General features: G+C 62.5%; 22 protein-coding genes. 11 read left to right on the forward strand and 11 right to left on the reverse strand.

What is annotated here, in order from left to right:
- Window positions 1–70: 70 nt before the first annotated feature.
- On the reverse strand, window positions 71–658 hold the full coding sequence (locus tag CO666_RS28405; RefSeq protein WP_097615356.1) for a TetR/AcrR family transcriptional regulator: 588 nt from the start codon (window positions 656–658) through the stop codon (window positions 71–73).
- A 98-nt stretch (window positions 659–756) separates the two neighbouring features.
- Here CO666_RS28405 and CO666_RS28410 point away from each other — a divergent pair, with 98 nt between their 5' ends.
- The 4 genes from CO666_RS28410 (at window position 757) to CO666_RS28430 (ending at window position 6,824) form a co-directional block, all read left to right on the forward strand.
- Window positions 757–1,872 (forward strand): efflux RND transporter periplasmic adaptor subunit, encoded by a 1,116-nt coding sequence (locus tag CO666_RS28410; RefSeq protein WP_097615357.1) that lies wholly within the window; start codon window positions 757–759, stop codon window positions 1,870–1,872.
- Window positions 1,872–4,982: an efflux RND transporter permease subunit gene (locus CO666_RS28415; protein ID WP_097615358.1), complete on the forward strand. Its 3,111-nt coding sequence runs from the start codon at window positions 1,872–1,874 to the stop codon at window positions 4,980–4,982. The genes CO666_RS28410 and CO666_RS28415 overlap by 1 nt, the downstream gene beginning before the upstream one ends.
- Window positions 4,983–5,000: 18 nt before the next feature.
- Window positions 5,001–5,624: a TetR/AcrR family transcriptional regulator gene (locus CO666_RS28420; protein ID WP_097615359.1), complete on the forward strand. Its 624-nt coding sequence runs from the start codon at window positions 5,001–5,003 to the stop codon at window positions 5,622–5,624.
- Between the two features lie 378 nt (window positions 5,625–6,002).
- Complete coding sequence (locus CO666_RS28430) at window positions 6,003–6,824, forward strand: oxidoreductase (protein WP_097615360.1); 822 nt, start codon at window positions 6,003–6,005, stop codon at window positions 6,822–6,824.
- Between the two features lie 129 nt (window positions 6,825–6,953).
- Here the strand turns inward: CO666_RS28430 and CO666_RS28435 are convergent, their stop codons facing one another.
- Window positions 6,954–7,232 carry a hypothetical protein gene (locus CO666_RS28435; protein WP_097615377.1) on the reverse strand — a complete coding sequence of 93 codons (279 nt, stop codon included), beginning with the start codon at window positions 7,230–7,232 and terminating at the stop codon, window positions 6,954–6,956.
- A gap of 360 nt (window positions 7,233–7,592) precedes the next feature.
- Between CO666_RS28435 and CO666_RS28440 the strand changes: the two genes are divergently transcribed.
- Window positions 7,593–7,973 carry a VOC family protein gene (locus tag CO666_RS28440; protein WP_097615361.1) on the forward strand — a complete coding sequence of 127 codons (381 nt, stop codon included), beginning with the start codon at window positions 7,593–7,595 and terminating at the stop codon, window positions 7,971–7,973.
- A gap of 216 nt (window positions 7,974–8,189) precedes the next feature.
- Here the strand turns inward: CO666_RS28440 and CO666_RS28445 are convergent, their stop codons facing one another.
- Complete coding sequence (locus tag CO666_RS28445) at window positions 8,190–10,196, reverse strand: methyl-accepting chemotaxis protein (protein WP_097615362.1); 2,007 nt, start codon at window positions 10,194–10,196, stop codon at window positions 8,190–8,192.
- Window positions 10,197–10,830: 634 nt separating this feature from the next.
- On the opposite strand from CO666_RS28445, the gene CO666_RS28450 reads away from it, so the two are divergent.
- A complete protein-coding gene (locus CO666_RS28450) occupies window positions 10,831–11,697 on the forward strand; it encodes a transporter substrate-binding domain-containing protein (protein ID WP_097615378.1) in 867 nt (288 codons plus the stop codon).
- Between the two features lie 60 nt (window positions 11,698–11,757).
- Here the strand turns inward: CO666_RS28450 and CO666_RS28455 are convergent, their stop codons facing one another.
- The 5 genes from CO666_RS28455 to CO666_RS28475 form a co-directional block, all read right to left on the reverse strand.
- Complete coding sequence (locus CO666_RS28455) at window positions 11,758–12,171, reverse strand: tellurite resistance TerB family protein (RefSeq protein WP_003570543.1); 414 nt, start codon at window positions 12,169–12,171, stop codon at window positions 11,758–11,760.
- 82 nt (window positions 12,172–12,253) lie between these two features.
- Window positions 12,254–12,961, reverse strand: a complete 708-nt coding sequence (locus CO666_RS28460; protein WP_097615363.1) for a thermonuclease family protein — start codon at window positions 12,959–12,961, stop codon at window positions 12,254–12,256.
- An 11-nt stretch (window positions 12,962–12,972) separates the two neighbouring features.
- The gene (locus CO666_RS28465; RefSeq protein ID WP_097615364.1) at window positions 12,973–13,638 is read right to left on the reverse strand and encodes a S24 family peptidase; all 666 of its coding nucleotides are present in this window, start codon (window positions 13,636–13,638) and stop codon (window positions 12,973–12,975) included.
- Between the two features lie 147 nt (window positions 13,639–13,785).
- Window positions 13,786–14,433, reverse strand: a complete 648-nt coding sequence (locus CO666_RS28470) for a response regulator (RefSeq protein WP_097615365.1) — start codon at window positions 14,431–14,433, stop codon at window positions 13,786–13,788.
- A gap of 87 nt (window positions 14,434–14,520) precedes the next feature.
- Entirely contained in the window at window positions 14,521–14,919 is a 399-nt protein-coding gene (locus CO666_RS28475) for a hypothetical protein (protein ID WP_097615366.1), read from the reverse strand.
- A 119-nt stretch (window positions 14,920–15,038) separates the two neighbouring features.
- Between CO666_RS28475 and CO666_RS28480 the strand changes: the two genes are divergently transcribed.
- Entirely contained in the window at window positions 15,039–15,392 is a 354-nt protein-coding gene (locus CO666_RS28480; protein WP_097615367.1) for a DUF952 domain-containing protein, read from the forward strand.
- Window positions 15,389–16,477, forward strand: a complete 1,089-nt coding sequence (locus CO666_RS28485) for a quinone-dependent dihydroorotate dehydrogenase (RefSeq protein ID WP_097615368.1) — start codon at window positions 15,389–15,391, stop codon at window positions 16,475–16,477. Before CO666_RS28480 ends, CO666_RS28485 begins: the two co-directional genes overlap by 4 nt.
- On the opposite strand, the gene CO666_RS28490 is transcribed toward CO666_RS28485, so the two are convergent.
- From CO666_RS28490 to CO666_RS28500, 3 genes are read right to left on the reverse strand one after another with little or no spacing between them, the layout of a single operon-like run.
- Window positions 16,453–17,799, reverse strand: a complete 1,347-nt coding sequence (locus CO666_RS28490; protein ID WP_097615369.1) for an MATE family efflux transporter — start codon at window positions 17,797–17,799, stop codon at window positions 16,453–16,455. The genes CO666_RS28485 and CO666_RS28490 overlap by 25 nt on opposite strands.
- 8 nt (window positions 17,800–17,807) lie before the next feature.
- Window positions 17,808–18,326: a CAP domain-containing protein gene (locus CO666_RS28495; RefSeq protein WP_097615370.1), complete on the reverse strand. Its 519-nt coding sequence runs from the start codon at window positions 18,324–18,326 to the stop codon at window positions 17,808–17,810.
- A gap of 1 nt (window position 18,327) precedes the next feature.
- The gene (locus CO666_RS28500; protein ID WP_097615371.1) at window positions 18,328–18,594 is read right to left on the reverse strand and encodes a DUF6460 domain-containing protein; all 267 of its coding nucleotides are present in this window, start codon (window positions 18,592–18,594) and stop codon (window positions 18,328–18,330) included.
- Between the two features lie 190 nt (window positions 18,595–18,784).
- On the opposite strand from CO666_RS28500, the gene CO666_RS28505 reads away from it, so the two are divergent.
- The 3 genes from CO666_RS28505 to CO666_RS34920 all read left to right on the forward strand — a co-directional run bounded on the left by CO666_RS28505 (window position 18,785) and on the right by CO666_RS34920 (window position 20,835).
- Window positions 18,785–19,717, forward strand: coding sequence for a class I SAM-dependent DNA methyltransferase (locus CO666_RS28505; RefSeq protein ID WP_097615372.1), 933 nt, complete (start codon window positions 18,785–18,787; stop codon window positions 19,715–19,717).
- A gap of 208 nt (window positions 19,718–19,925) precedes the next feature.
- A complete protein-coding gene (locus CO666_RS28510) occupies window positions 19,926–20,564 on the forward strand; it encodes a YitT family protein (protein WP_097615373.1) in 639 nt (212 codons plus the stop codon).
- A 136-nt stretch (window positions 20,565–20,700) separates the two neighbouring features.
- Window positions 20,701–20,835: a hypothetical protein gene (locus CO666_RS34920; RefSeq protein WP_280951830.1), complete on the forward strand. Its 135-nt coding sequence runs from the start codon at window positions 20,701–20,703 to the stop codon at window positions 20,833–20,835.
- The last annotated feature ends 342 nt before the right edge of the window (window positions 20,836–21,177 follow it).

Below are 21,177 nucleotides of genomic sequence, written 5' to 3' on the forward strand. Positions count from 1 at the left end.
GTGCGGGATTATGATTCATGGGAGCGTGTTGAATTCGCGCGGAGTCGAAGTCGCTGACGGAGCAGAGATCTCATTCTTCGTCTGTGCCGCTCGCAATGCGCTTAACCGCATCGGATGCGGTTTCGAGCAGACGCGCCGACATGTCCCGATCCGTCATGACGCGGGAGATCGTCACCGCGCCGACCATGAGGGAGAGGATGACCATGGCCTTGTCATAAGGTTCCGCGCCGTCCGATGCCGGGATCAATTCGTCGAGAATCCGCAGGTGAGCTTCTATGCCGTGCTGGAATGGAGCCCGCACCTCTTCGCTTTGACGCGCCGCGTCGGAGCCAAGCGCGGCCAAGGGGCAACCATCGGCTTTCTCTTCCCGATGTCCGGCCGAGAGATAGAGGGCGGCAACCGCTGCGAGGGGGTCGGTGCTTGCGCCGGCCACCGTCGACCATCTGCGAACCGCGCTCTCCATCGCTCGTCCGGATGCCAGCGCCACAAGATCGTCCTTCGATTCGAACTGCTTGTAGAATCCGCCTTGGGTTAGGCCGGCGCCTTTCATCAAATCCTTCAGCCCTATGCCGTCGAAGCCATGCTCCCGGAAGAGACGGCTTGCGACATTGATTACCGTTTCTCGATTGGCCTCGGCCTGAGCACGACTGACTCTCATAGCGATCTCCAATTAGATTTCATTTGACATCTATACAGAAATTAGAGTTAGATCGCAATCTAAATAAATAGCTGCGCCCGTCAATAAGAGTTAATGACATGAACCGCAAAATACTCCTCGCATCTTTCAGCCTTCTTGCGGCTGCCGGCGCCGCGACGCTCGTCATCGTCGTGGAGTCCTCGGAAGGAAGCGCGCAAGCTGCTGATCCCCGCATGGCGCCACCATTCGTCAAGTTGGTGGAAGCCAAAATGCCGGAGGCAACCGAACGCACCTTCACCGGCACCATCGCCGCCCGGGTGCAGAGCAATCTCGGCTTTCGTGTGCCCGGCAAGATCATGCAGCGCTATGTGGACGTCGGCGTGCAGGTCAAAGCCGGTCAGCCCCTGATGCGCATCGACGAGACCGATCTCAATCTGGCACTGACGGCGAAACGGAACGCCGTCGCTGCAGCTGAAGCTGTGCTGACCCAAGCCCAGGCAGACGAGAAGCGCTATGCCGCTTTGGTGAAGAACGGACTGGCGGCGACGCCGCAGCGCTACGAGCAGGCAAAGGCGGCGCTGGACACGGCAACCGCTCGGCTTGCCGCGGCGCAAGCGGAAGCGAAGGTCGCAGAAAACGAGACTGCCTACTCCGTCCTGGTGGCCGATACTGATGGAACCGTTGTCGAAACGCTCGGGGAGCCGGGGCAGGTTGTGACGGCGGGACAAACCGTGGTCCGGCTCGCACAGGCTGGTCCGCGCGAGGCGCTGGTCTGGCTTCCTGAATTCCTACGGCCGTCGATCGGCGAGACAGCCGATGCCAGTATCTACGGCAACGAAAGCCGGCAAGACAAGGCGCGGCTGCGGCAGATCTCGGATGCTGCCGATCCCCAAACGCGCACCTACGAGGCACGGTGGGTTCTGGATGGCGCAGCAGCGGCAGCGCCTCTCGGCGCGACAGTGACGATCAGAATCTCCAACGGCGGCGGCCAATCGCATGCCGCGGTGCCTGTCGGCGCCGTTTTGGACGACGGCAGCCGGACCGGCGTCTGGGTTTTTGATGAGAAATCGTCGACCGTTCGCTTCAGGCAGGTGAAGATAGAACAGATCGGCGAGGAGGTTGCGGTGGTCTCAAGCGTTATGGCAGGCGAGCCGGTCGTCGCGCTTGGCGCGCATTTGCTGCAGGACGGCGCCAGCGTGCGCACCAAAGCGGAACAGGTAGAGGCGGCGAACTGATGGGCTTCAATCTATCCGCGCTCGCGGTTCGCGAGAGAGCCGTTACGCTGTTCTTCATTGTCCTGCTTGCCGTCGCCGGTATCTATGCGTTCGTCAAGCTGGGGCGGGCGGAGGATCCTTCGTTCACCATCAAGACCCTGACCGTGACGTCGGTGTGGCCGGGTGCAACAGCGCGCGAAATGCAGGACCTGGTCGCCGAGCCTCTCGAGAAACGCCTTCAGGAACTCACCTGGTATGATCGCGTCGAGACGACAACCCGGCCGGGATACGCCTTTCTGACCGTTACGCTGAAGGACAGTACGCCGGCCACCGCTGTCGAGGAGGAATTCTATCAGGCCCGCAAAAAGCTTGGGGATGAGACGCGAAACCTGCCGCGGGGCGTTCTTGGCCCGTTTGTCAACGACGAGTATTCCGATGTCAGCTTCGGTCTTTATGCGCTGAAGGCCAAAGGCATGCCGATGCGCGAACTTGTGCGTCAGGCCGAAGTGATCCGTCAGGATCTCCTGCATGTGCCGGGTGTCAAGAAGATCAACATCCTCGGAGAGCGGCCCGAACAGATCTTTGTCGAGTTCTCCTATGCCAAACTGGCAACCCTCGGAATTTCGGCGCAAGACATCGCGGCCGCTTTGCAGCGGCAAAACGCCGTGACGCCGGCGGGGTCGATCGATACGCGCGGCCCGCAGGTGTTCATCCGGTTCGATGGCGCCTATGACAGTATTCAGGCGATCGCCGACACGCCGATCGTCGCGGCCGGGCGCACGCTGAAACTCTCCGATTTCGCAGAGGTTCGCCGCGGTTATGAGGACCCGGCCACCTATCTTATCCGCCATGATGGTGAACCCGCCATCATGCTTGCCGTGGTGATGCAGCAGGGTTGGAATGGTCTGGAGCTCGGCAAGGCGCTGGAAGAAAGATCCGGTGCGATCGCCGAGACGTTACCGCTCGGCATGACGCTGGCCAAAGTCAGCGACCAGGCCGTCAACATCCAGGAAGCCGTCGGCGAGTTCATGCTGAAATTCGCCATGGCGCTCGGCGTCGTGTTGTTCGTAAGCCTCATCAGCCTCGGTTGGCGTGTTGGCATCGTCGTCGCGCTTGCCGTACCGCTGACGCTTGCCGTCGTCTTCCTCATCATGCTGGAGACTGGCCGTTTCTTCGATCGCATCACGCTCGGCGCGCTCATTCTGGCCCTCGGTCTCCTGGTCGACGATGCCATCATCGCCATCGAGGTGATGGTGGTGAAGATGGAAGAGGGGATGGATCGGATCAAGGCGGCCGCCTATGCATGGAGCCATACGGCAGCGCCGATGCTGTCGGGTACGCTGGTGACGATCGTCGGGCTGATGCCCGTTGGTTTCGCCCGCTCGACTGCCGGTGAATATGCCGGCAACATCTTCTGGGTCGTGGGATTCGCCCTCATCGTATCCTGGATCGTCGCGGTGATCTTCACGCCCTACCTCGGAGTCAAGATGCTGCCAGCGATCAAGCCGGTCGAAGGTGGTCATCACGCGATCTACGACACGCCGAATTATCGCCGCCTGCGGGGGATGATCGAGTTTAGCGTACGCCACAAGTTCGTCACCTGTGCGCTGGTCGCCATCGCCATGGCGGTCTCTGTCGTCGGAATGGGATCGGTGAAGAAGCAGTTCTTCCCGACGTCCGATCGGCCCGAAGTATTGGTCGAAGTCCGTATGCCGGAAGGCACCAGCATCGAGACGACGACGGCTGCGGTCGAAAAGCTCGAAGGGTGGCTGCAGAAGCAGCCGGAGGCAAAGACCGTCACCAGCTATGTCGGTCAGGGCGCTCCTCGCTTCTTCTTCGCCATGGCGCCGGAACTCCCGGACCCGTCCTTCGCCAAGATCGTCGTGCTCACTCCCGACGCCAAGACCCGGGAGGCCTTGAAACATCGTCTCCGGACGGCCGTCTCGGACGGGCTCGCCCCGGAAGCCTATGTCCGCGTTACCCAACTCGTATTCGGTCCCTATACGCCGTTCCCGGTCGAGTTTCGTGTCATGGGTCCCGATCCCAAGCAATTGTACGAAATCTCCGAGAAGGCGCTCGACATCATGAAGAGCGTGCCGGATGTCCGCCAGGCCAATCGTGACTGGGGCGACCGCACGCCGGTGCTGCGCTTCGTTCCCGACCAGGATCGGTTGAGCCTAATCGGCCTTTCGCCGGCCGAGGCGGCCCAGCAGATGCAGTTGCTGTTAAGCGGCGTTCAGATCACGCAGGTCCGTGAGAATATTCGCAACGTGCCGGTCATCGCCCGTAGCGCTGGCGAAAACAGGCTTGATCCATCGAGATTGGCAGATTTCTCGCTGATGAGCCGGGATGGCCGGCAGGTTCCGCTGGATCAGATCGGTCACTCCGAAATCCGGTTCGAAGAGCCGATCCTCAAACGTCGCGATCGAACGCCGGTGATTACGATCCGCTCGGACATCGCCGAGGCGACGCAGCCCCCGGAAGTCTCGCAACAGATTCTGAAGGCGCTTCAGCCGCTGATTGCCTCGCTTCCCGTCGGATATCGTATCGAGATGGGCGGAAACATCGAGGAGTCGCTGAAGGCCAATGTCGCGCTCGTCAAAATTTTCCCGGCAATGATTGCCGCCATGCTGATCATCATCGTCCTGCAGGTCCGGAGCCTGTCGACGATGACCATGGTGATGCTGACAGGGCCGCTCGGTCTAGCCGGTGTGGTTCCCATCCTGCTGCTCTTCGACAAGCCATTCGGCTTTAATGCCATTCTCGGATTGATCGGGCTCGCGGGAATCCTGATGCGCAACACCTTGATCCTGACCGAGCAGATCAAGGAGAACCGAGCGGCCGGTCTCGACGACTATCACGCCGTCATCGAGGCGACTGTACAGCGCACGCGCCCGGTTATCCTGACGGCTCTGGCGGCCGTGCTGGCCTTCATTCCGCTCACGCACTCGGTCTTCTGGGGGTCGATGGCCTACACGCTGATCGGCGGAACGGCGGTCGGCACGGTGATGATCCTGCTGTTCCTCCCCGCTCTCTATGCCACCTGGTTCCGCATCAAGCCGACGAAAAAGGAAAGCCATGAAAACTCCCCGGAGGAGGTGGAACTACCGACGGCAATGGCTGCCGAGTGATGTTCTCCGGAGATGGCGATGACTTTTGCGAATCCGGCAGAAAGTGATATCGAGCAGTCGCGGACGCGGATTCTCGAGGTGGCGGAAAGGCATTTTCGGCGGATCGGCTACCATAAGACGTCAGTCGCCGATATCGCCGCCGAACTCGGCATGAGCCGCGCCAATGTCTATCGCTTCTTTCCCTCGAGGACGGCGATAAACAGTTCCGTCTGCGGACTGATTATCAAAGAGGTTGCTGAAATCGCTCAGGCGATTGCACGCTCGGACGCGCCGGCGAGCAAGAAGCTGGCGGATCTCTTGACCGCCATTCACCACCACAGCACGAGAATGCTGGTGGAGGACAGACCCATGCACGATCTGCTTGTCGCCGCCATGGATGGAAGTTGGGCAACCGTTAACGCGCACAATGAGCGCATTCTGGGGATCCTCAAAGGACTTGTCCGCGAGGGTCGGCAGACAGGCGAGTTCAACGTCGAAGACGCCGACGAAGCCGCGCGCGGCATCATCACCGCCTTCTTGCCGTTCTTCCATCCTGTTCTGCTTGAGCAGCGCGTTCAGGAAGGCAAGGCGACCGCCGTCAGCCTCCATGCCCAAATCCGCTTCATCATGAAAGCTCTCGGCACGTCAGACCGCGAGCGATAAGCGCCTCATTTAGCGCTGCCGACCCGACGCGCTGATCAAGGAATTCTTCGCGGCAGGCAGTGGCCCGACCCACGACGAAATAGTCGCTCAAAACCGAGCGGGGACTGCCGCTCCGAAATCCTGAACCGGTTGAGGCTCGTGCCGCTCCCAGTTGACATGCCCCGGCACGTTTGAAGGCGCGATCACCGAAAAAATCGCCGTAAAGCAAAAAGTGCTTGATTTTATATTTCGATTGACATCTAAAGAGAGAATAGATGTCGATCGAAATCTTACGTGTCCGATGACCGGTTCTGACTTACTGTCTTTTGGACAGGGTAAAAAGTCTGACCCTTCTATTGAAGCACGTAGTCAACCACTCGCGCCCAGCCAGGAGCCTCCATGTCTCAAAATAAAGTCGTCGTCATCACCGGAGCATCCTCCGGAATAGGCGAAGCGTCGGCCCGCCTTCTTGCACAAAACGGCTTCCAGGTCTTTGGCGGCGTGCGAAACCCGCAGCGTGTCAATGCCATTCCCGGCGTGCGTTATGGGACTGCCGACGTCACCGACGACGCCTCGGTCTCCGATTTTGTTCAATGGGTTTTGTCCGAGGCAGGCAAAATCGACATCCTGATCAACAATGCCGGCGTTTCACTGGTCGGCCCTGTCGAAAATACCTCTGTTTCCGAAGCTCAAACGGTGTTCGATACGAACCTGTTCGGCCCTTTGCGCATGATCCGTGCTGTCTTGCCCTCGATGCGGGCCGCGCGGAGCGGGCTGATCATCAATGTAAGCTCGGTCCTGGGATTCCTGCCTGCGCCATTTATGGGCATTTATGCGAGCAGCAAGCATGCGCTGGAAGGGCTGTCCGAATCCCTCGACCACGAGATTCGTGAATTCAACGTGCGCGTCGTCCTCCTTGAACCTACCTTCACCAACACGAAACTTGATGTAAACGCAGCACAGACGGAAATGCCGTTAGGGGTCTATGCCACGCAGGCTGACGCGACCATCAAGGCGGTCCAGGCTCAGATCAGGACCGCGCCGTCGCCGTTGGCAGTAGCCGAGAAGATCTTGGCTGTGATCAACGGTCCATATCGAATGCGTCAACCGGCAGGTGGCCAGGCGACGCTGCTCAGCCGGCTGCGCAGGTTTATGCCGGCAAACGCGGTCGATAGCAGTCTGAGAAAGACATTCGGTTTCGGAAAACGCAGCACGTCCTGAGTTTGCCGGACTTGCAGGCGTCGTCGATTTCAACAGCATCGTTTCCGCGGATCTCGCTGTCGCCTCGTACGGCACCGAACGATCAATATGCGTGCCCGACGACGTCATCCAAATTTTGTCGATCAATGCCTAATCGCCGAAAAACCGGATTGGCTTGTACTGCCGATGCGCGATGATCAGGCTCCGGTCGGGCTGGATGATGTAGGTTTCCTCCACCTGCCGGCCATACTGGTCGATGAAATCATGCGGGAAGGCGGAGCCGACCGGGGATTTGGTGAGTTTGGTGCGCGGCTGGCCACTATAGGTGATGCTGCCTGGGATGGGTTCGAGGCCCGGGCCGGAATAGGTAACGGTGTTGCACCCGGCAAGAACGAGGGTGCCGATAAGGCCGATGAGTGCAGGTTTCATATCAATCCCCTTCTGACGCGCCGAACGATGCGATCTTACTCCCGATCGCATTGCGCTCACCAGATGAAACGGCATATCCGCCTTCAATCCTTCGACAAACACGGCTTCGGACGCCGTGACGGCTCGGACCATCCATTGCTGAAACCGCTGCCGTCTGCTAGATCGACATCGTCGAAAAAGGCAGGATCGGTTGAGGTAAGCCCGATCCCTTCCGCAAGAGCGCGTGAGCGCCCTCAAGAAGCTCTGCTCCGTGGCCTATGGCACGAGAACCCGCGACGTGATCCGCATCAAGATGCGGGATCCCGGCGGCGTGCGGAGACGGCAAAAGGCAGTCCCGGGATTTTTTGAACGGAGACAGTCATGCGCCTGAACCATCTCGATTTTCACGTACCCGATATCGCTGCAACGGCGGATTTTTTCATCCGCCATTTCGGACTGACGCTGAAGGATATGCGCGGCCAGAACGGCCTGGCGATTCTGAGCGACGATGCCGGCCTCGAAATCGTGCTCAGCCACGCGATCGCCAAGTTCGGCACCGCCGACCAGGTGGAGATCGGCCGCCAGACCTATCATATCGGCTTCATCCTGCCGGAAAGGGCGGATGTCGATGCTGTCCACGCCGGGCTCGTTGCTTCAGGCGCTGCGCTGTCCGGCCCGCCGGCGGCGATGCGCGGCGGCTGGCTGTTTTATTGCACGGCGCCTGGAAATATTCTGGTCGAGGTTGGGTGGCGGCCGGGGTAGACGAGACCTCAAAAGGAAAGGGCGGTTGCCGCCGTCCGCCCCTCATCCGGCTGCCGCCACCTTCTCCCCGTAAACGGGGCGAAGGGGGATAGGCGCAACCCTCTCCGTCCCCTCGCCAACGTCTCGCTGGGCACGTCCCCTCGCCCCGTTTACGGGGAGAGGGCTAGGGTGAGGGGCAGCCACTGGCACGAACCGGACAGGCTTGCCTCAAGCTTCTCAGAACTCCGTCCAATCCGCATCCTGGCTCGACGGCGTGCTCGTGCCGGCGCCGAAGGCGTTGGCGAGGGTCTGGCCGAGGGCGCGGGCGGGGGAGGCGGCCGGGCGGGCCGTTCCTTCCTTGGCGACGCGGATCGATGCCTTGGCCGCCGGGCGCGGGGCGACACGCGGTGCTGCGGCCGGCGGTCGGGTCGAGGCGATCGGTGCGGCGGCGGTAAAGCCGCCGGTGCCGGTCAGTCTGAACTGGCCGAGCAGGGTGTTGAGCGCGGCCGCTTCGGTGGCAAGGCCGTGGCTCGCCGCCGTCGATTGCTCGACCATCGCCGCATTCTGCTGCGTGCCCTGGTCCATGGTGTTGACGGCGGTGTTGATCTCCTGCAGGCCGATCGATTGCTCGCGCGCGGCTTCGGCGATCGCGTGGACGTGCTGGTTGATCTCCTGCACCTCGGCGACGATCGAGTCGAGCGCCTTGCCGGTTTCGCCGACCAGCGAGACGCCGGTCTGCACATGCGTGCCGGAATTGCTGATCAGGTCCTTGATTTCCTTGGCCGCCTTGGCCGAACGCTGCGCAAGCTCGCGCACTTCCTGCGCCACCACGGCAAAGCCCTTGCCGGCTTCACCGGCGCGTGCGGCTTCGACGCCGGCATTGAGCGCCAAGAGGTTGGTCTGGAAGGCGATCTCGTCGATGACGCCGATGATATTGCCGATCGCCACCGAAGACTGCTCGATCTGCTGCATGGCGGAGACCGCCTTGCGGACGATCTCGCCGGATTTTTCGGCGCCGAGGCGGGTGCGGGCGACGAGCTGGCTCGCCTCTTCGGCGCGCTTGGCGGCATCGCGCACCGTCGTGGTGATTTCTTCGAGGGCTGCCGCCGTCTCTTCGACGGAGGCTGATTGCTGTTCCGTCCGTTGGGAAAGCTGGTCTGCGGAAGAGCGGATCTCGTTGGCGCCGGCGCCGATCGCCCGGGCGTTGGCCCCGACCGTATGCATGGTCTCGTTGAGCTTTTCGACCGAATTATTGAAGTCCTGGCGCAACGCATCGAGGTGGGCGACGAAAGGCTGGTCGATATGCGAGGCGAGATCGCCGGCGGCCAGACGGCGCAGGCCGTCGCCGAGGGCTGCGACGGCGCGGTCGAGTTCGGCGGCTTCGCGGGTCTTCTGCGCTTCGCGTTCGCGGCGCTCGCCGTCGCTGACGCTGCGCTCGGCGTCGGCACGGGCTTCGATCCGGGCCCGCTCGATCGCGTTGTCGCGGAAGATCGAAACGGCCTTTGCCATCTGGCCGACCTCGTCGCCGCGGTCGAGGCCGCTGACTTCGCTTGTGGTATCGCCTTCGGCAAGCCGCGTCATGCGCAGCCGCAGCGCCGTCATCGGGCCGGCGATGCCTTTCTGCGCCACGACTACGCCGAAGCCGATCGCGGCAAGCACGGCGATGCCGATCAGGGCCAAGCTGAAGGCGATCTGGCCGCTCACCGAAGCCGAAAGCGCGTCGCCGCCGTCGTTGAGCAATGCCATCATCGCATCGTTGTTGGCGATCATCTTCGGTGTCAGCGCATCGAGCTTGGTATTGATCAGGGCGGCATTCGCCAGCGCGCCGGCGCTATCCTTGGCCTTGCTCTGCTCGATGATTTTGTTTGCCAGCGCTTCGATTTCATCGATGCCGGCCTGAATGTCGTCGATCGCGGCCTTGCGGCTCGGCACCAGCGCCAGCGCCTGTTTCAGCCGGTCACGGGCCTGCGGCAGCCTACTCGGTGTGGCGAGCGTCGTCTGGAATGCCGGCGTATCCGGCTTCATTTCCGCAAGCAGGGTGACCTGCAGCACCGAGGCCACGACCGATGCGCTGGCGCGCGCGCTCAGCATCGAGGCCTGCGCCTCATGATCGATGAAGGCGCTGTAGGCAGCGTCCGCCCGGCGGAATTCGGAGATGACATAGATCAGCCCGGTCATCGTGATCAGCCCGAGCAGTGCCACGACCGATATGATTTTCGTGCGGATTTTCAGATGCTTCAACATGGAAATGTCACCCGGTTGGCTGGGCGTGTCGCGCCCGGTGCTTTGAAATCAATTGTTGCAAACAGAGCGCTGCTTCAGTGTCGCGGCTCAGGAAATGTGGATTGACGCATGCATCATGCAATCGGCCGGCGGGGTCCGTGTCGTCGCCACAAATAGAGGCGATATTCTTTAATTCCGCGCTAACACGGAGGCTGCGGATGGCCGCAATTTTTAGGGGGCTGAATTATTATCCCCCCGTAAGTTGTTACCGCTGTCCCGATCGAAGACCCCGCCCCAAACCCCTCCCCACAAGGGGGAGGGGCTTAATTTGTCGCACCCGCTTTCCAGATCTTCGACGTCTCGGGAGGAGCGAGGCGGAGCCCCGAGTTAGTCCCTCCCCCTTGTGGGGAGGGGTTGGGGAGGGGTTTTTCCAAAGGTGGAGGGGGAACGGAGAGGGCTCGACCTCGGTAGGTGGCGGCAACCGGATGAGGGGCTGGCCTCGGCGATCTCCTCAGGCCGAAGGTGAGACATGAAGGCTGTTTCTCTGCACGGCGGCGCTTCCCCGCACTCCCGCACATATTCCCCGTCGGCCATGACTCTGATACATCTCGCCGACACCGCAACGCTTCCCACTGAACCCGAGACCAAGATCACGATGACGCAATCCAGGCTGGCATCCCTGACTCTTCAAGGGTTTTTCGCGTTCGGGCTGGCGCTGCTGTCGAGCTTTGCCGCCTCCGCCCAGCAGGTGTCGCCCTCGCTGCCGCTGCTCTTCGATGCCCGCGAGCGTCTGGCCAGACCCGATCTCTCCTCGCTGGTGCGCCTGCGCTTCCTGACCTCGGTCGATTTTCCGCCGTTCAATTTCACCGATCAGAACGGCAAGCTTTCCGGTTTCGACGTCGACCTTGCCCGCGAAATCTGCAGCGAGCTCGAGATATCGGACAAGTGCCAGATCCAGGCGATCCCCTTTGCCGATCTGAAGGATGCGCTCGCCGCCTCGCAGGGCGATGCCGTCATCGCCGGCCTGGCGGTGACTCCGGAACTGCGCCGGCAATTCGTCTTCTCCCGGCCCTATCTCATGCTGCCGGCCCGCTTCGTGCGCAATCTCGCCGTGCCGCTCGACGGCAAGACGGCTGCCGCCCTTGCGAAACATCCGGTCGGGGTCGTCAGGGGGACGGTGCATGAGGCGATGCTGGCGGCCTTCTTCCCGGCGATCCAGGCGCAGGCCTTCGACACAAAGGACGCCCTGCTGGCGGCGCTGAAGGAGCGCAAGGTCGATGCCGCCTTTGCCGATGCGCTGCAGCTGTCCTTCTGGGTTTCGTCACCCGCCTCGGCCAAATGCTGCGCGCTGTTCGACGGCCCCTATCTCTCCGAGCAATTCCTCGGCGAGGGCATGACGATCATGCTGCGGCAGAAGGACAGCGTGCTGACGGCGGCCATCGACCACGCGCTCGCCACGTTGTCGCGCAACGGCCGCCTCCAGGAAATCTATCTCAGGTATTTCCCTTACGGGCTCTATTGAGATGCATGTCGCCCAAAACTGTGCAGCGGTTTTGGGATAACGACATACATAAGCAAAAGGTCAGCCCTTGCGGAAGCGGGCAATGGCGCTGCGCTCGATCGCTGCGCAGGTGAGCTTATCCAGGCCGAGCCGATCGCGCAGCAGGCTGAGCAGCCTCAGTTCCTCGGCCTTGACCGAAAGATCGGCGGAAGCGACTTCGACGGCGAGCGCATAGGCCGTGTCGTAGAGTTTTGCCGGCAGAGTGTCGCGCACGGTTTCGAGAACGACGTCGAGACCCTCGGGGCCGGCCAGCAGCGAGGCGCAGTCGCGCGCCACCGAAATCAGCTTGTCGTCGTCGAAATCCCGGAAAACCGGCAGGAATCCGATCAGCTGGCCGATCCTCTCCATCTCCCGGTCGTTCATCGTGCTGTCGACGGCGGAGGCCATCACCATCACGTAGATCAGCGCGTCATGGGCGGAAAGCGGCTTGTTCATCTCTGTTTCCTTTTTCAATCAGCCCAGAGTGGGAATTGGCAGCCGGCATTACAAGGGATCGGCTCTCTGTCAAGGCCGCCGTCTATCTCCGGCGCGGGTCGTCGCCGTAAATGCCTTTTCCCGCCTGCCGGGCCGCCTCGGCGGCTGAGGCAAGCGGCGAACCCGCCGCCGCTTCCGCCCAGCCGTTTTCGACGAGCCATGTGCCGAGATCCTGCGCGCCGAGCCGGCAGCTTGCCGACGCGGTGCCCTTCCATTCCGCGCTATCGAGATCGCAGCTGATGCTGCGGTTGCGCAGCAGCTGGCGCAGCGCCGTCTTGGCCATCATGCCGCAGGGCCATTGCCGGCCCGCCGGTCCGCATATTTTATCGGCGGCGGTCGGAATGACGCCGGCCAGCTGCAGCCGGCGCTCGCCGAACGAAAGCATGCCGGCATTGTCGACCGCCGGCCGCGCCAGCTCCACCGGCTTCTTCGCGGCCGGCGCTGCCGCTTGTCGGGGAGCGGTCTGAGCCTGCTGCGTGGGATCGGCGGGTTTGGCGGCCGCGCCATCGCCCGGTCCTGAAGGGGGCGATGGCGCCGGTTCCGTCGAGGCGGCGATCCTTTCGGCTTGTTCGTCCGATATTGCGGGTTCGGTGGGCTCAGGGGCAGTATCCGCCGTGGTGGTTGCCGTCTCCTCCGCCGATGCCGTCTCGTCGCCGGAAGTGCCGCCGCGAAGCCTGGCTTCACCGGCCAGCAGCAGGCCGGCCACCACCGCCATCCCGAAGAAACCTGTGAAGACGGCGGCAGGGCGCATGGAATATCTTCCTATTGGCTGGCCCAGATGATGCGGGCGATCCAGTCGACATCGGCAAGTTCGAGGGTGCGGTTGGGATGTTCGGGATTGAGCGACAAGAGCTCGATCGACCGTGGGCTCTGGCGCAGCAGCACCTTGGCCATCACCTCGCCCTTGCGTGTTCTGACCACGACGCGGTCGTTGCGGCGCACCTGCGCCGCCGGCTCTACGATCAGCACGTCGCCGTCGCGATAGAGCGGCATCATGCTTTCGCCCTGCACCTCCAGCGCATAGACGCCCGATGTCTGCGCCGGCGTTGCCGGAAATTCCACCACGTCCCAGCCCTGGCCGGCCGGAAAGCCGCCATCGTCGAAGAAGCCGCCGGCGCCGGCTTGCGCGAAGCCGAGCAGCGGAATCGAGCTGCCCTGCGGCGGAGCTGCGCCGTGAGGCTGTTCGGAAGACGCGGCGCCCGGCCGCAGGAAGGCCAGAAACTGCTCCATGCTCGCCCCGGTCGCATCGAGCACCTTGGCGATCGATTCCGTCGAGGGCCAGCGCAGCCGCCCGTCGGCGGAAAGCCGTTTCGATTTGTTGAAGGAGGTGGGGTCGAGCCCGGCGCGCCGTGCAAGACCGGATGGCGTCAGCGCGTGCCGTTCGGCAAGCCTGTCGATCGCACTCCAGATCTGCTCGTGTGACAGCATATGCGCCCGATCCCGGCGGCTCGTGCCTGCCGCGCTTCAATCGAGCGGAATATTAACCGACCGTATCGCCTGAGTAAAGGCAAAAGAGGAATAAAATCCTGCCCTTAGCCGCCGGCCGAGATCGCTTGCGATTTTCCCGCGGGGCGTTCAGGCAACCATCGCCATGTTGATCTTGCCGAGCTGGATGACCGCCTGCGTGCGGCTGTCGACATCGAGTTTCAAGAGGATCGCCGAGACATGCGCCTTGATCGTCGCCTCGGAGACGCCGAGCTCATAGGCGATCTGCTTGTTCAAAAGCCCTTCGGCCAGCATGGTCAGCACCCGGCTCTGCTGCGGCGTCAGCGTATGCAGACGGTGGATCAGATCGGCGACATCGGGATCCTGCTCCTGGCCGTCGCGATAGCTCTCCGGCGTGGCGATATCGCCGGCCAGCACCGTCTGGATGCTGCGGCGAATGTCGTCGATCCCGGAGGATTTGGAGATGAAGCCGGACGCGCCGAGTTCCAGCGAGCGGCGGATCGTCGTCGCATCGTCGGTGGCCGAAACGATGATGATCGGCAGACTGGTGAATTCGGAGCGCAGCGCCATCAGCCCGGAAAAGCCGCTGACGCCGGGCATGGCGAGGTCGAGCAGCATCAGGTCGGCCTCCGCATGGGCGCCCGCCGCCTTGCGCGCGGCGGCGAAATCGCCGGCCTCGACGATCGTCTGCCGGCCTTCCATGCCGATGACGGCCTGGCGCAGCGCATCCCGGAACAGCGGATGATCGTCCGCAATGATGATGGTCTGTTCGTGCATCGAAAACTCCCTCCCAAGAGCCCGATCGTGCCTGCGTGCGCCGTCCCCCCGCGCCGCATGCCGCTTCCTCGGAAGGACTATATCAGATCAGGTCTTCTGCGGAAGGGGATTGGCCTTTTCCTCGGCCTGGAACTCCTTCACCATCCCCATGAAGCTCTTCATCATCTTCTCCATGATGCTGATCGAGCGGTCGACCTCGGCATCGCTCGGCAGCGCCCGCTGGACGAGGCCGCCTTGTTCCAGCTTCGTCACCCGCTCGGAGAGCCGGTCGAGCTCGTCCTCATAGGCCGCCCGCTCGTCGGCGGCCATGCGGCAGACGAGGGCGCCGTCCTTGTCCTGGCAGATCGACATCGCCCCGGTCTGCCTGTCGAGCCGGACGAAATGGTCGCCGCTCTTCTCCAGCTGGAAGCGGGCCGCATCGGCTTCGGCCGCCGCGGCGCCGAGCGGCAGGAGAAGAACGCCAAATGTGAGAACCAAAATCTTCATCGTCTCATCCTCCGGATTTTTCTTTCTGCCAGTCCCATTTTCAGCGCCGGGGCGTGGACATCGCCGCCTCTTTCCGGCAAAGCGCTCATGATCCAAGGACCAGCTATCGCGAGGCCATGATGAGCGTGACACCGACCCTTTACAAGATCGTGACGGAAGCGCTCTGGCAGCAAGCCAGACAAACCGGCATTTTTCATGGCGCCGGCATCGATCTCAAGGACGGCTTCATTCATTTCTCGACGGCCGATCAGGTGAAGCAGACCGCCGCCCTGCATTTTGCCGGTCAGTCCGGCCTGCTGCTGATTGCCGTCGATGGCGGCCACTTCGGTGACAAGCTGATCTTCGAACCGTCGCGCGGCGGCGATCTCTTCCCGCATCTCTACGCCGATCTGCCGCTGGCTGCCGTGCTCTGGGAGGCGGCGCTGCCGCTCGATGAGGCCGGCGCCCATGTCTTCCCGGAGCTTACGCCATGATCGATCCCTTCAAGCGTCTCGCCCGCAAGGGCCTCTTCCTGTTCGATCCGGAAACCGCGCACGGCATGTCGATCGCGGCGCTGAAATCCGGCCTCGTGCCCGCCTGCCAGCCGACTTCAGATTCGCGCCTGCGCCAGATCGTCGCCGGCCTTACCTTCGACAATCCGCTCGGCATGGCGGCCGGCTACGACAAGAATGCCGAGGTGCCCGAAGCGCTGCTGAAGCTCGGCTTCGGTTTTACCGAGATCGGCACCGTGACGCCGAAGCCGCAAGCCGGCAATCCGCGCCCGCGCATCTTCCGCCTGGTCGAGGATGAAGCCGTCATCAACCGCCTCGGCTTCAACAATGAAGGTCATGATGCCGCTTTCGCACGTCTCGTCGCGCTGACGGGCGGCGGCATGATCGGCGTCAATATCGGCGCCAACAAGGATAGCGAGGATCGCATCGCCGATTATGTCGCCGGCATTCGCCGCTTCTATTCCGTCGCGCGCTATTTCACCGCCAATATCTCCTCGCCGAACACGCCCGGCCTGCGCGATCTGCAGGCGCGCGAAAGCCTTGCGGCGCTGCTGTCGGCCGTGCTGGCGGCGCGCGACGAGATGGCACAGAAATCCGGCCGGAAGATCCCGGTCTTCCTGAAGATCGCCCCAGACCTGACCGAGGAAGGCATGGACGATATCGCCGCCGAAGTGCTCTCGCATGCGCTTGATGGCCTCATCGTCTCCAACACGACGCTGTCGCGCGAAGGTCTGAAGGATCAGCGCCAGGCGCAGGAGACGGGTGGCCTCTCCGGCGTGCCGCTGTTCGAGAAGTCGACGGCGGTGCTTGCCCGGATGCGCAGGCGCGTCGGCCCCGATCTGCCGATCATCGGCGTCGGCGGCGTCTCGTCGGCCGAAACGGCGCTGGAGAAGATCAGGGCCGGCGCCGATCTCGTCCAGCTCTATTCCTGCATGGTCTATGAGGGCCCGGGCCTCGCCGGCGATATCGTTCGCGGCCTCTCGAAACTGCTGGACCGCGAAAAGGTCGGCTCGATCCGCGCGCTGCGCGACAGCAGGCTCGATTACTGGGCCGCGCGAAAGGTCTGATCGGCGCGCGGCTTGACCAGCACCGCCAGGAAGAAGCCGCGGAAGAGCAGGAAGGCGTTCATGCCGAGCCACAGGCCGTGATTGCCGAAGAGCGGCACGAAGACGGCGAGCATCAGGAGATAACCGGCAAAGGATATCAGCATGCGGTTGCGCATGTCGACAGACCATGTCGCGCCGATGAAGACCCCGTCCATCAGGAAGGCGAGCGCGCCGGTCAGCCCGGTGATAGCAGCCCAGGGCAGATAGGTTTCAGCCGCCTGCCGCACCTCGGGTGAGGTCGTCAGCACCGAGATCAGCCAGGGGCCGGCGAGGAAGAAGAAGGCGGAAGCGAATGCGGCCAGTCCGAAGGACCAGACGGTCGTCAGCTTCAGCCCGCGGTCGAAGGCCGGTCGGTAACGCGCGCCGATCGCCCGGCCGGTAATCTGCTCGGCGGCATTGGCAAGCCCGTCGAGATAATAGCCTGACAGCAGGAAGAAATTCATCAGCACGGCATTGGCGGCAAGCGTCACCGCGCCGAAGCCGGTGCCGATCCGCGTCATGATCGTGAAGGCGCCGATCAGCACGAAGGTGCGGATCAGGATGTCGCGGTTGAGTGCAAAAAGCTCGGCCAGCCGGTGCCGGGAAAAGATCTCGGCCCATGCCGGCCGCTCGGCCTTGCCGAAACCGCTGAGCACAATGAAGAGTCCGGCGATCGCCCCGATCGCTTCACCGGCCATGGTTGCCCAGGCCACCCCCGCGACACCCCAGCCGAGCGACAGGCCGAGATAGATGGAAAGCAGGATGTTGACGCCGTTGATCAGCGCCTGCAGCAGCAGGCCGACAGTGCCCTGTCCGCGCCCGAGCACGAAGCCGAGGATGGCGTAATTCGCCAGCGCTGCAGGTGCCGCCAGCATGCGGATCGCGAAATAGGTGCCGGTCGCTTCGGCGATCGCCCCTTCCGCGCCCATCAGCTTCAAACCGGCCGCCATCAACAGCGGCGAAAGACAGAGCAGCGCCAGCCCGCAGCCGAGCGCCGAAATCAAAGCTCGCCAGAAAACGGCCTGTTGCTCGTGCTGATCCCGCCGGCCATAGGCCTGCGCCGTCAGTCCTGTCGTCGAAGCGCGCAGGAAGTTGAAACTGCCGAGGATCAGATCGAACAGCATCGCGCCGATGGCCAGCCCGGCAAGCGCCTCGGGATTGCCCATATGGCCGACGACGGCGGTGCTCGTCAGCCCGAGCAGCGGCGTCGTCATGAAGCCGAGCGTCATCGGAACGGCAATCGACAGCACCAGCCGGTGTGTTACCTCGAAGGCAAGGGAGTGATTGTTGCTGCGCGTGTCCATGACCTGCCTCATATGGAGGCGGAATCGCCTCGGCTGGAAAGCACCATGGCCCAATAGGGCAGGTTCCTGGAAGATGTATTGTGGGCAACGGCGACGCCGAGGCCGTCATAACGCCCGAGCATGTTTTCCAGATGATGCGGCGAATTGATCCAGGCCGTCACCACGGCATCGACGCTCTGCTGGCCGGCGGCAATGTTTTCCGCTGCCGGCAGCCGCACCCCGCTCGCCTTGACACGGGCGCCGAAACTGTCGGTCATGCCGATCAGATGCGCCATCTTGCCGACGCTCGCCATGCGTTTGGCCTGGAAGAGGGCCGCGGTCTGTGCCGCCGGGTCGATAGCAAGCGGCGGCAGCCCGTTCTTCGCACGGAGCTGGTTGACGAGCGGCAATACGCTCGCCGTCTCGTCCTCGCCGTTCGAAGGTGTGCCGGCAATTCGCGGCGTGGTGGTGCAGCCGGCAATGCCGGCGGCGAGTGCGAGTCCGGAAAGACGCAGCAGGCCGCGCCTGGAAAGATCGATGGAGGTCATGTTACCGGCGATAGCTGAAAAGGCGAAGGATGACGAAGAGCGGAATGACGATCGTGGCGCCGAGCAGGAGATAGTCGCCGACGCGCCCGAGCGCCGAAAAACCCCGATGCCAGATTTCCAGGATGAAGTCGCGGAATCCGTAGATGATATTCCATGGCGTCAGGCCGAACACGGTCATGACGAAACCGACGATCAGCGACACCACGATAAGTTTTATCACTGTGCGGCCGATTGAATCGCCGAGGAACCTGTTCGCCTGATCGGACATACGCCATCTCCTGTTTGCCCTTGGAATAAGGTCGCGGCCTTCAGCCCGCAAGCCCTTTCCGGAATTGGCCTCTAAGCCCCTTGCGGGCTTGGCCGATTCGCCCCCTTTGTGGCTGGGCCGCTTCGCCTCTGAAATAGGACTTGAGTTTTTTTGTGACCGCCGCCAAATGCGGACGAACCAAGGTCACCTTATGCAGCCCCACCAGCTTTCCTCCGGCGACGTCATCGCCGACCGCCGCGCCGATTATGCCAGAATGCTCGAAGAAGGCGGCGAGCCGGACGCGGCCGCCGAGCTGATGGAGCAGGCGCTCGAACTGGTGCCCGCCTGGGCCGCCGGCTGGTATCGCCTCGCCACCTATCGGGAAAAGGCGGGCAGGGCGGAGGCCGCGATCGAAGCCTATCGCAACACGCTTGCCCTCGATCCCGACGATATTTTCGGCGCCGCCCTCAAGCTCGCCCTTCTCGGCGATGCGGCGACGCCGGCCCAGCCGCCGAGCCGCTATGTCGAGCGCCTGTTCGACGATTATGCCGATCGTTTCGAATCGGCCCTGGTCGATAAACTCGACTACAGCGTCCCGCAGAAGCTCGCAGCCCTCATCGCCTCCACCGGCAGGCATTACGAACACGCCGTCGATCTCGGCTGCGGCACCGGCCTGCTCGGCCCCGAAATCCGTGGCCGCGTCGCCCGTCTCGAAGGCTTCGATCTCTCGCAGAACATGCTGGCCAAGGCCGCCGAGAAGGGGGTCTACGATCATCTCGCCCAGGCCGATCTCTCGCTTGCGCCCGATCTTTCCGGTCTGTTTGCCGATGCGGGACGCCATCGCGCCGATCTGGTGACGGCAGCCGATGTGCTGATGTATCTCGACAATCTCGAAAGCGTCTTTGCCATCGTCGGAGAACTGACTGCACCAGGCGCCGATATCGCTTTTTCCGTCGAGGATGCCGGCGACGGTGAGGGCTTTCATCTCGCCCCGTCGCTGCGTTACGCCCATTCGCAAACCTATGTCGGGACGCTGCTTGCCCGTCACGGCCTCGAAATCCTTGCGACCGTCAAATCGGTCATTCGCAAAGATGGCGGAAAACCGGTTGCCGGCATTCTGTTCCTTACGCGCAAGCCCGCGTGAGCGAACATTTCTTGCGATGTTTTTATAGGTCAGTATTGCTTACCTATTTCGCTTGATCGGAAGACCGAAAAACCCGATACTGCTTCGCATCAGCAGAGAGCCCGGCAATTGGCGCCGAGGCGCTCGGGCTCCTTTACACTGCAAAAATCCATCGCGTCCGGCTTTCCCGGACGTGTTCCCAAACGCGTCTGCCGTGGAGACTGGCGATATGACACAGCTCATCAATGCCCTTGGCGGCGTCTGGAATAGCAGCGCGACGCGCCACACGCCGATCGAAGACGTGCAGGGCATATTCTCCGGCAGCCTGGTGGCGGCACTCGGCCTCTATGTGCTCGCCAGCGCCGGCCTACTCACCGGCAGCACCGCCGGTGTGGCCTTCCTGCTGCATTATGCCTTCGGCGTCAATTTCGGCCTCGCCTTCTTCCTGCTCAACCTGCCGTTCTTCTATCTCTCCTGGAAGCGCCTCGGCATGGCCTTCACCATCAAGACCTTCATCGCCATTGGCCTGACCTCGGTGCTGGCGGATGTGCAGTCGCGGTTCTTTTCGATTTCGAGCATCCATCCGGCCTGGGCGGCCCTTCTCGGCGGCCTGCTGCTCGGCTTCGGCCTGCTGGCGCTTTATCGCCACCGCGCCAGCCTCGGCGGCGTCGGCATTCTCGGCATCTATCTGCAGGAACGTTTCGGCATCCGCGCCGGCCTCGTCCAGCTTGCCATCGACCTGTGCGTGCTCGCCGCCGCCTTCTTCGTCACCACGCCGCCGGTCGTCTTCTACTCCGTCCTCGGGGCCATCGTCCTCAACCTCTTCGTCGCCATCAATCATCGCGTCGATCGTTATATCGCGCTGTAGATCAAACCTTACAAATCGGTAAGCCATTCTAAACAAATCGTAACTTGCCTGAGACCAGCCCCGGCGCGACACTCCTCCCGCGCCGGATTTGATGAGGTGAGTTATGTCAGATTTGGAAAAACTTGTGAGACGCCGCATGCAGGAAGAATACGCCAAGGGCGCTTCTGCAGAGGAAATTACCAGGGTCGTCCGCGACATATTCAACAGCATCGACCTCTCGGACAATGGGTCTGACGCCGTTGCCGTGCGGGGCACCATCGATCGCGAGTGACCCGATATTCGACCGACCCGAGATTGTCGGGTCGGTCGTGAGTGGGTTGCTCGCCATCGATCGCCGTGGCGACGTCTGTGCCTGCGACACCGCTGGCTCAACCCCGGGGCAAAGGTGCCATAGGTCGGATAATGGGGGCTGGGGAAGCCCACGTAAAAATTGCAGTCGTGCGGGTATGCCTCGCTGTCCTTGCTCCGCAAGCCACCCCACCCTCCGTCCTCCTCGGGCTTGACCCGAGGATCCATGCCGGCCTCCATCAGCAGCGGGCATGGATCCCAGGGTCAAGTGTAAAGCCCGGATACATACCTGACAGATGTTCGGAGACATGCCTGACAGTCATTC

Source organism: Rhizobium chutanense (genome assembly GCF_002531935.1).
Lineage (GTDB): Bacteria > Pseudomonadota > Alphaproteobacteria > Rhizobiales > Rhizobiaceae > Rhizobium > Rhizobium chutanense.

What these genes read in the sequence shown, in the direction of transcription:
- CO666_RS28405 (WP_097615356.1), bottom strand. Translation starts at nt 658, where the DNA reads ATGAGAGTCAGTCGTGCTCAGGCCGAGGCCAATCGAGAAACGGTAATC.
- CO666_RS28410 (WP_097615357.1), top strand. Translation starts at nt 757, where the DNA reads ATGAACCGCAAAATACTCCTCGCATCTTTCAGCCTTCTTGCGGCTGCC.
- CO666_RS28415 (WP_097615358.1), top strand. Translation starts at nt 1,872, where the DNA reads ATGGGCTTCAATCTATCCGCGCTCGCGGTTCGCGAGAGAGCCGTTACG.
- CO666_RS28420 (WP_097615359.1), top strand. Translation starts at nt 5,001, where the DNA reads ATGACTTTTGCGAATCCGGCAGAAAGTGATATCGAGCAGTCGCGGACG.
- CO666_RS28430 (WP_097615360.1), top strand. Translation starts at nt 6,003, where the DNA reads ATGTCTCAAAATAAAGTCGTCGTCATCACCGGAGCATCCTCCGGAATA.
- CO666_RS28435 (WP_097615377.1), bottom strand. Translation starts at nt 7,232, where the DNA reads ATGAAACCTGCACTCATCGGCCTTATCGGCACCCTCGTTCTTGCCGGG.
- CO666_RS28440 (WP_097615361.1), top strand. Translation starts at nt 7,593, where the DNA reads ATGCGCCTGAACCATCTCGATTTTCACGTACCCGATATCGCTGCAACG.
- CO666_RS28445 (WP_097615362.1), bottom strand. Translation starts at nt 10,196, where the DNA reads ATGTTGAAGCATCTGAAAATCCGCACGAAAATCATATCGGTCGTGGCA.
- CO666_RS28450 (WP_097615378.1), top strand. Translation starts at nt 10,831, where the DNA reads ATGACGCAATCCAGGCTGGCATCCCTGACTCTTCAAGGGTTTTTCGCG.
- CO666_RS28455 (WP_003570543.1), bottom strand. Translation starts at nt 12,171, where the DNA reads ATGAACAAGCCGCTTTCCGCCCATGACGCGCTGATCTACGTGATGGTG.
- CO666_RS28460 (WP_097615363.1), bottom strand. Translation starts at nt 12,961, where the DNA reads ATGCGCCCTGCCGCCGTCTTCACAGGTTTCTTCGGGATGGCGGTGGTG.
- CO666_RS28465 (WP_097615364.1), bottom strand. Translation starts at nt 13,638, where the DNA reads ATGCTGTCACACGAGCAGATCTGGAGTGCGATCGACAGGCTTGCCGAA.
- CO666_RS28470 (WP_097615365.1), bottom strand. Translation starts at nt 14,433, where the DNA reads ATGCACGAACAGACCATCATCATTGCGGACGATCATCCGCTGTTCCGG.
- CO666_RS28475 (WP_097615366.1), bottom strand. Translation starts at nt 14,919, where the DNA reads ATGAAGATTTTGGTTCTCACATTTGGCGTTCTTCTCCTGCCGCTCGGC.
- CO666_RS28480 (WP_097615367.1), top strand. Translation starts at nt 15,039, where the DNA reads ATGAGCGTGACACCGACCCTTTACAAGATCGTGACGGAAGCGCTCTGG.
- CO666_RS28485 (WP_097615368.1), top strand. Translation starts at nt 15,389, where the DNA reads ATGATCGATCCCTTCAAGCGTCTCGCCCGCAAGGGCCTCTTCCTGTTC.
- CO666_RS28490 (WP_097615369.1), bottom strand. Translation starts at nt 17,799, where the DNA reads ATGGACACGCGCAGCAACAATCACTCCCTTGCCTTCGAGGTAACACAC.
- CO666_RS28495 (WP_097615370.1), bottom strand. Translation starts at nt 18,326, where the DNA reads ATGACCTCCATCGATCTTTCCAGGCGCGGCCTGCTGCGTCTTTCCGGA.
- CO666_RS28500 (WP_097615371.1), bottom strand. Translation starts at nt 18,594, where the DNA reads ATGTCCGATCAGGCGAACAGGTTCCTCGGCGATTCAATCGGCCGCACA.
- CO666_RS28505 (WP_097615372.1), top strand. Translation starts at nt 18,785, where the DNA reads ATGCAGCCCCACCAGCTTTCCTCCGGCGACGTCATCGCCGACCGCCGC.
- CO666_RS28510 (WP_097615373.1), top strand. Translation starts at nt 19,926, where the DNA reads ATGACACAGCTCATCAATGCCCTTGGCGGCGTCTGGAATAGCAGCGCG.
- CO666_RS34920 (WP_280951830.1), top strand. Translation starts at nt 20,701, where the DNA reads ATGCAGGAAGAATACGCCAAGGGCGCTTCTGCAGAGGAAATTACCAGG.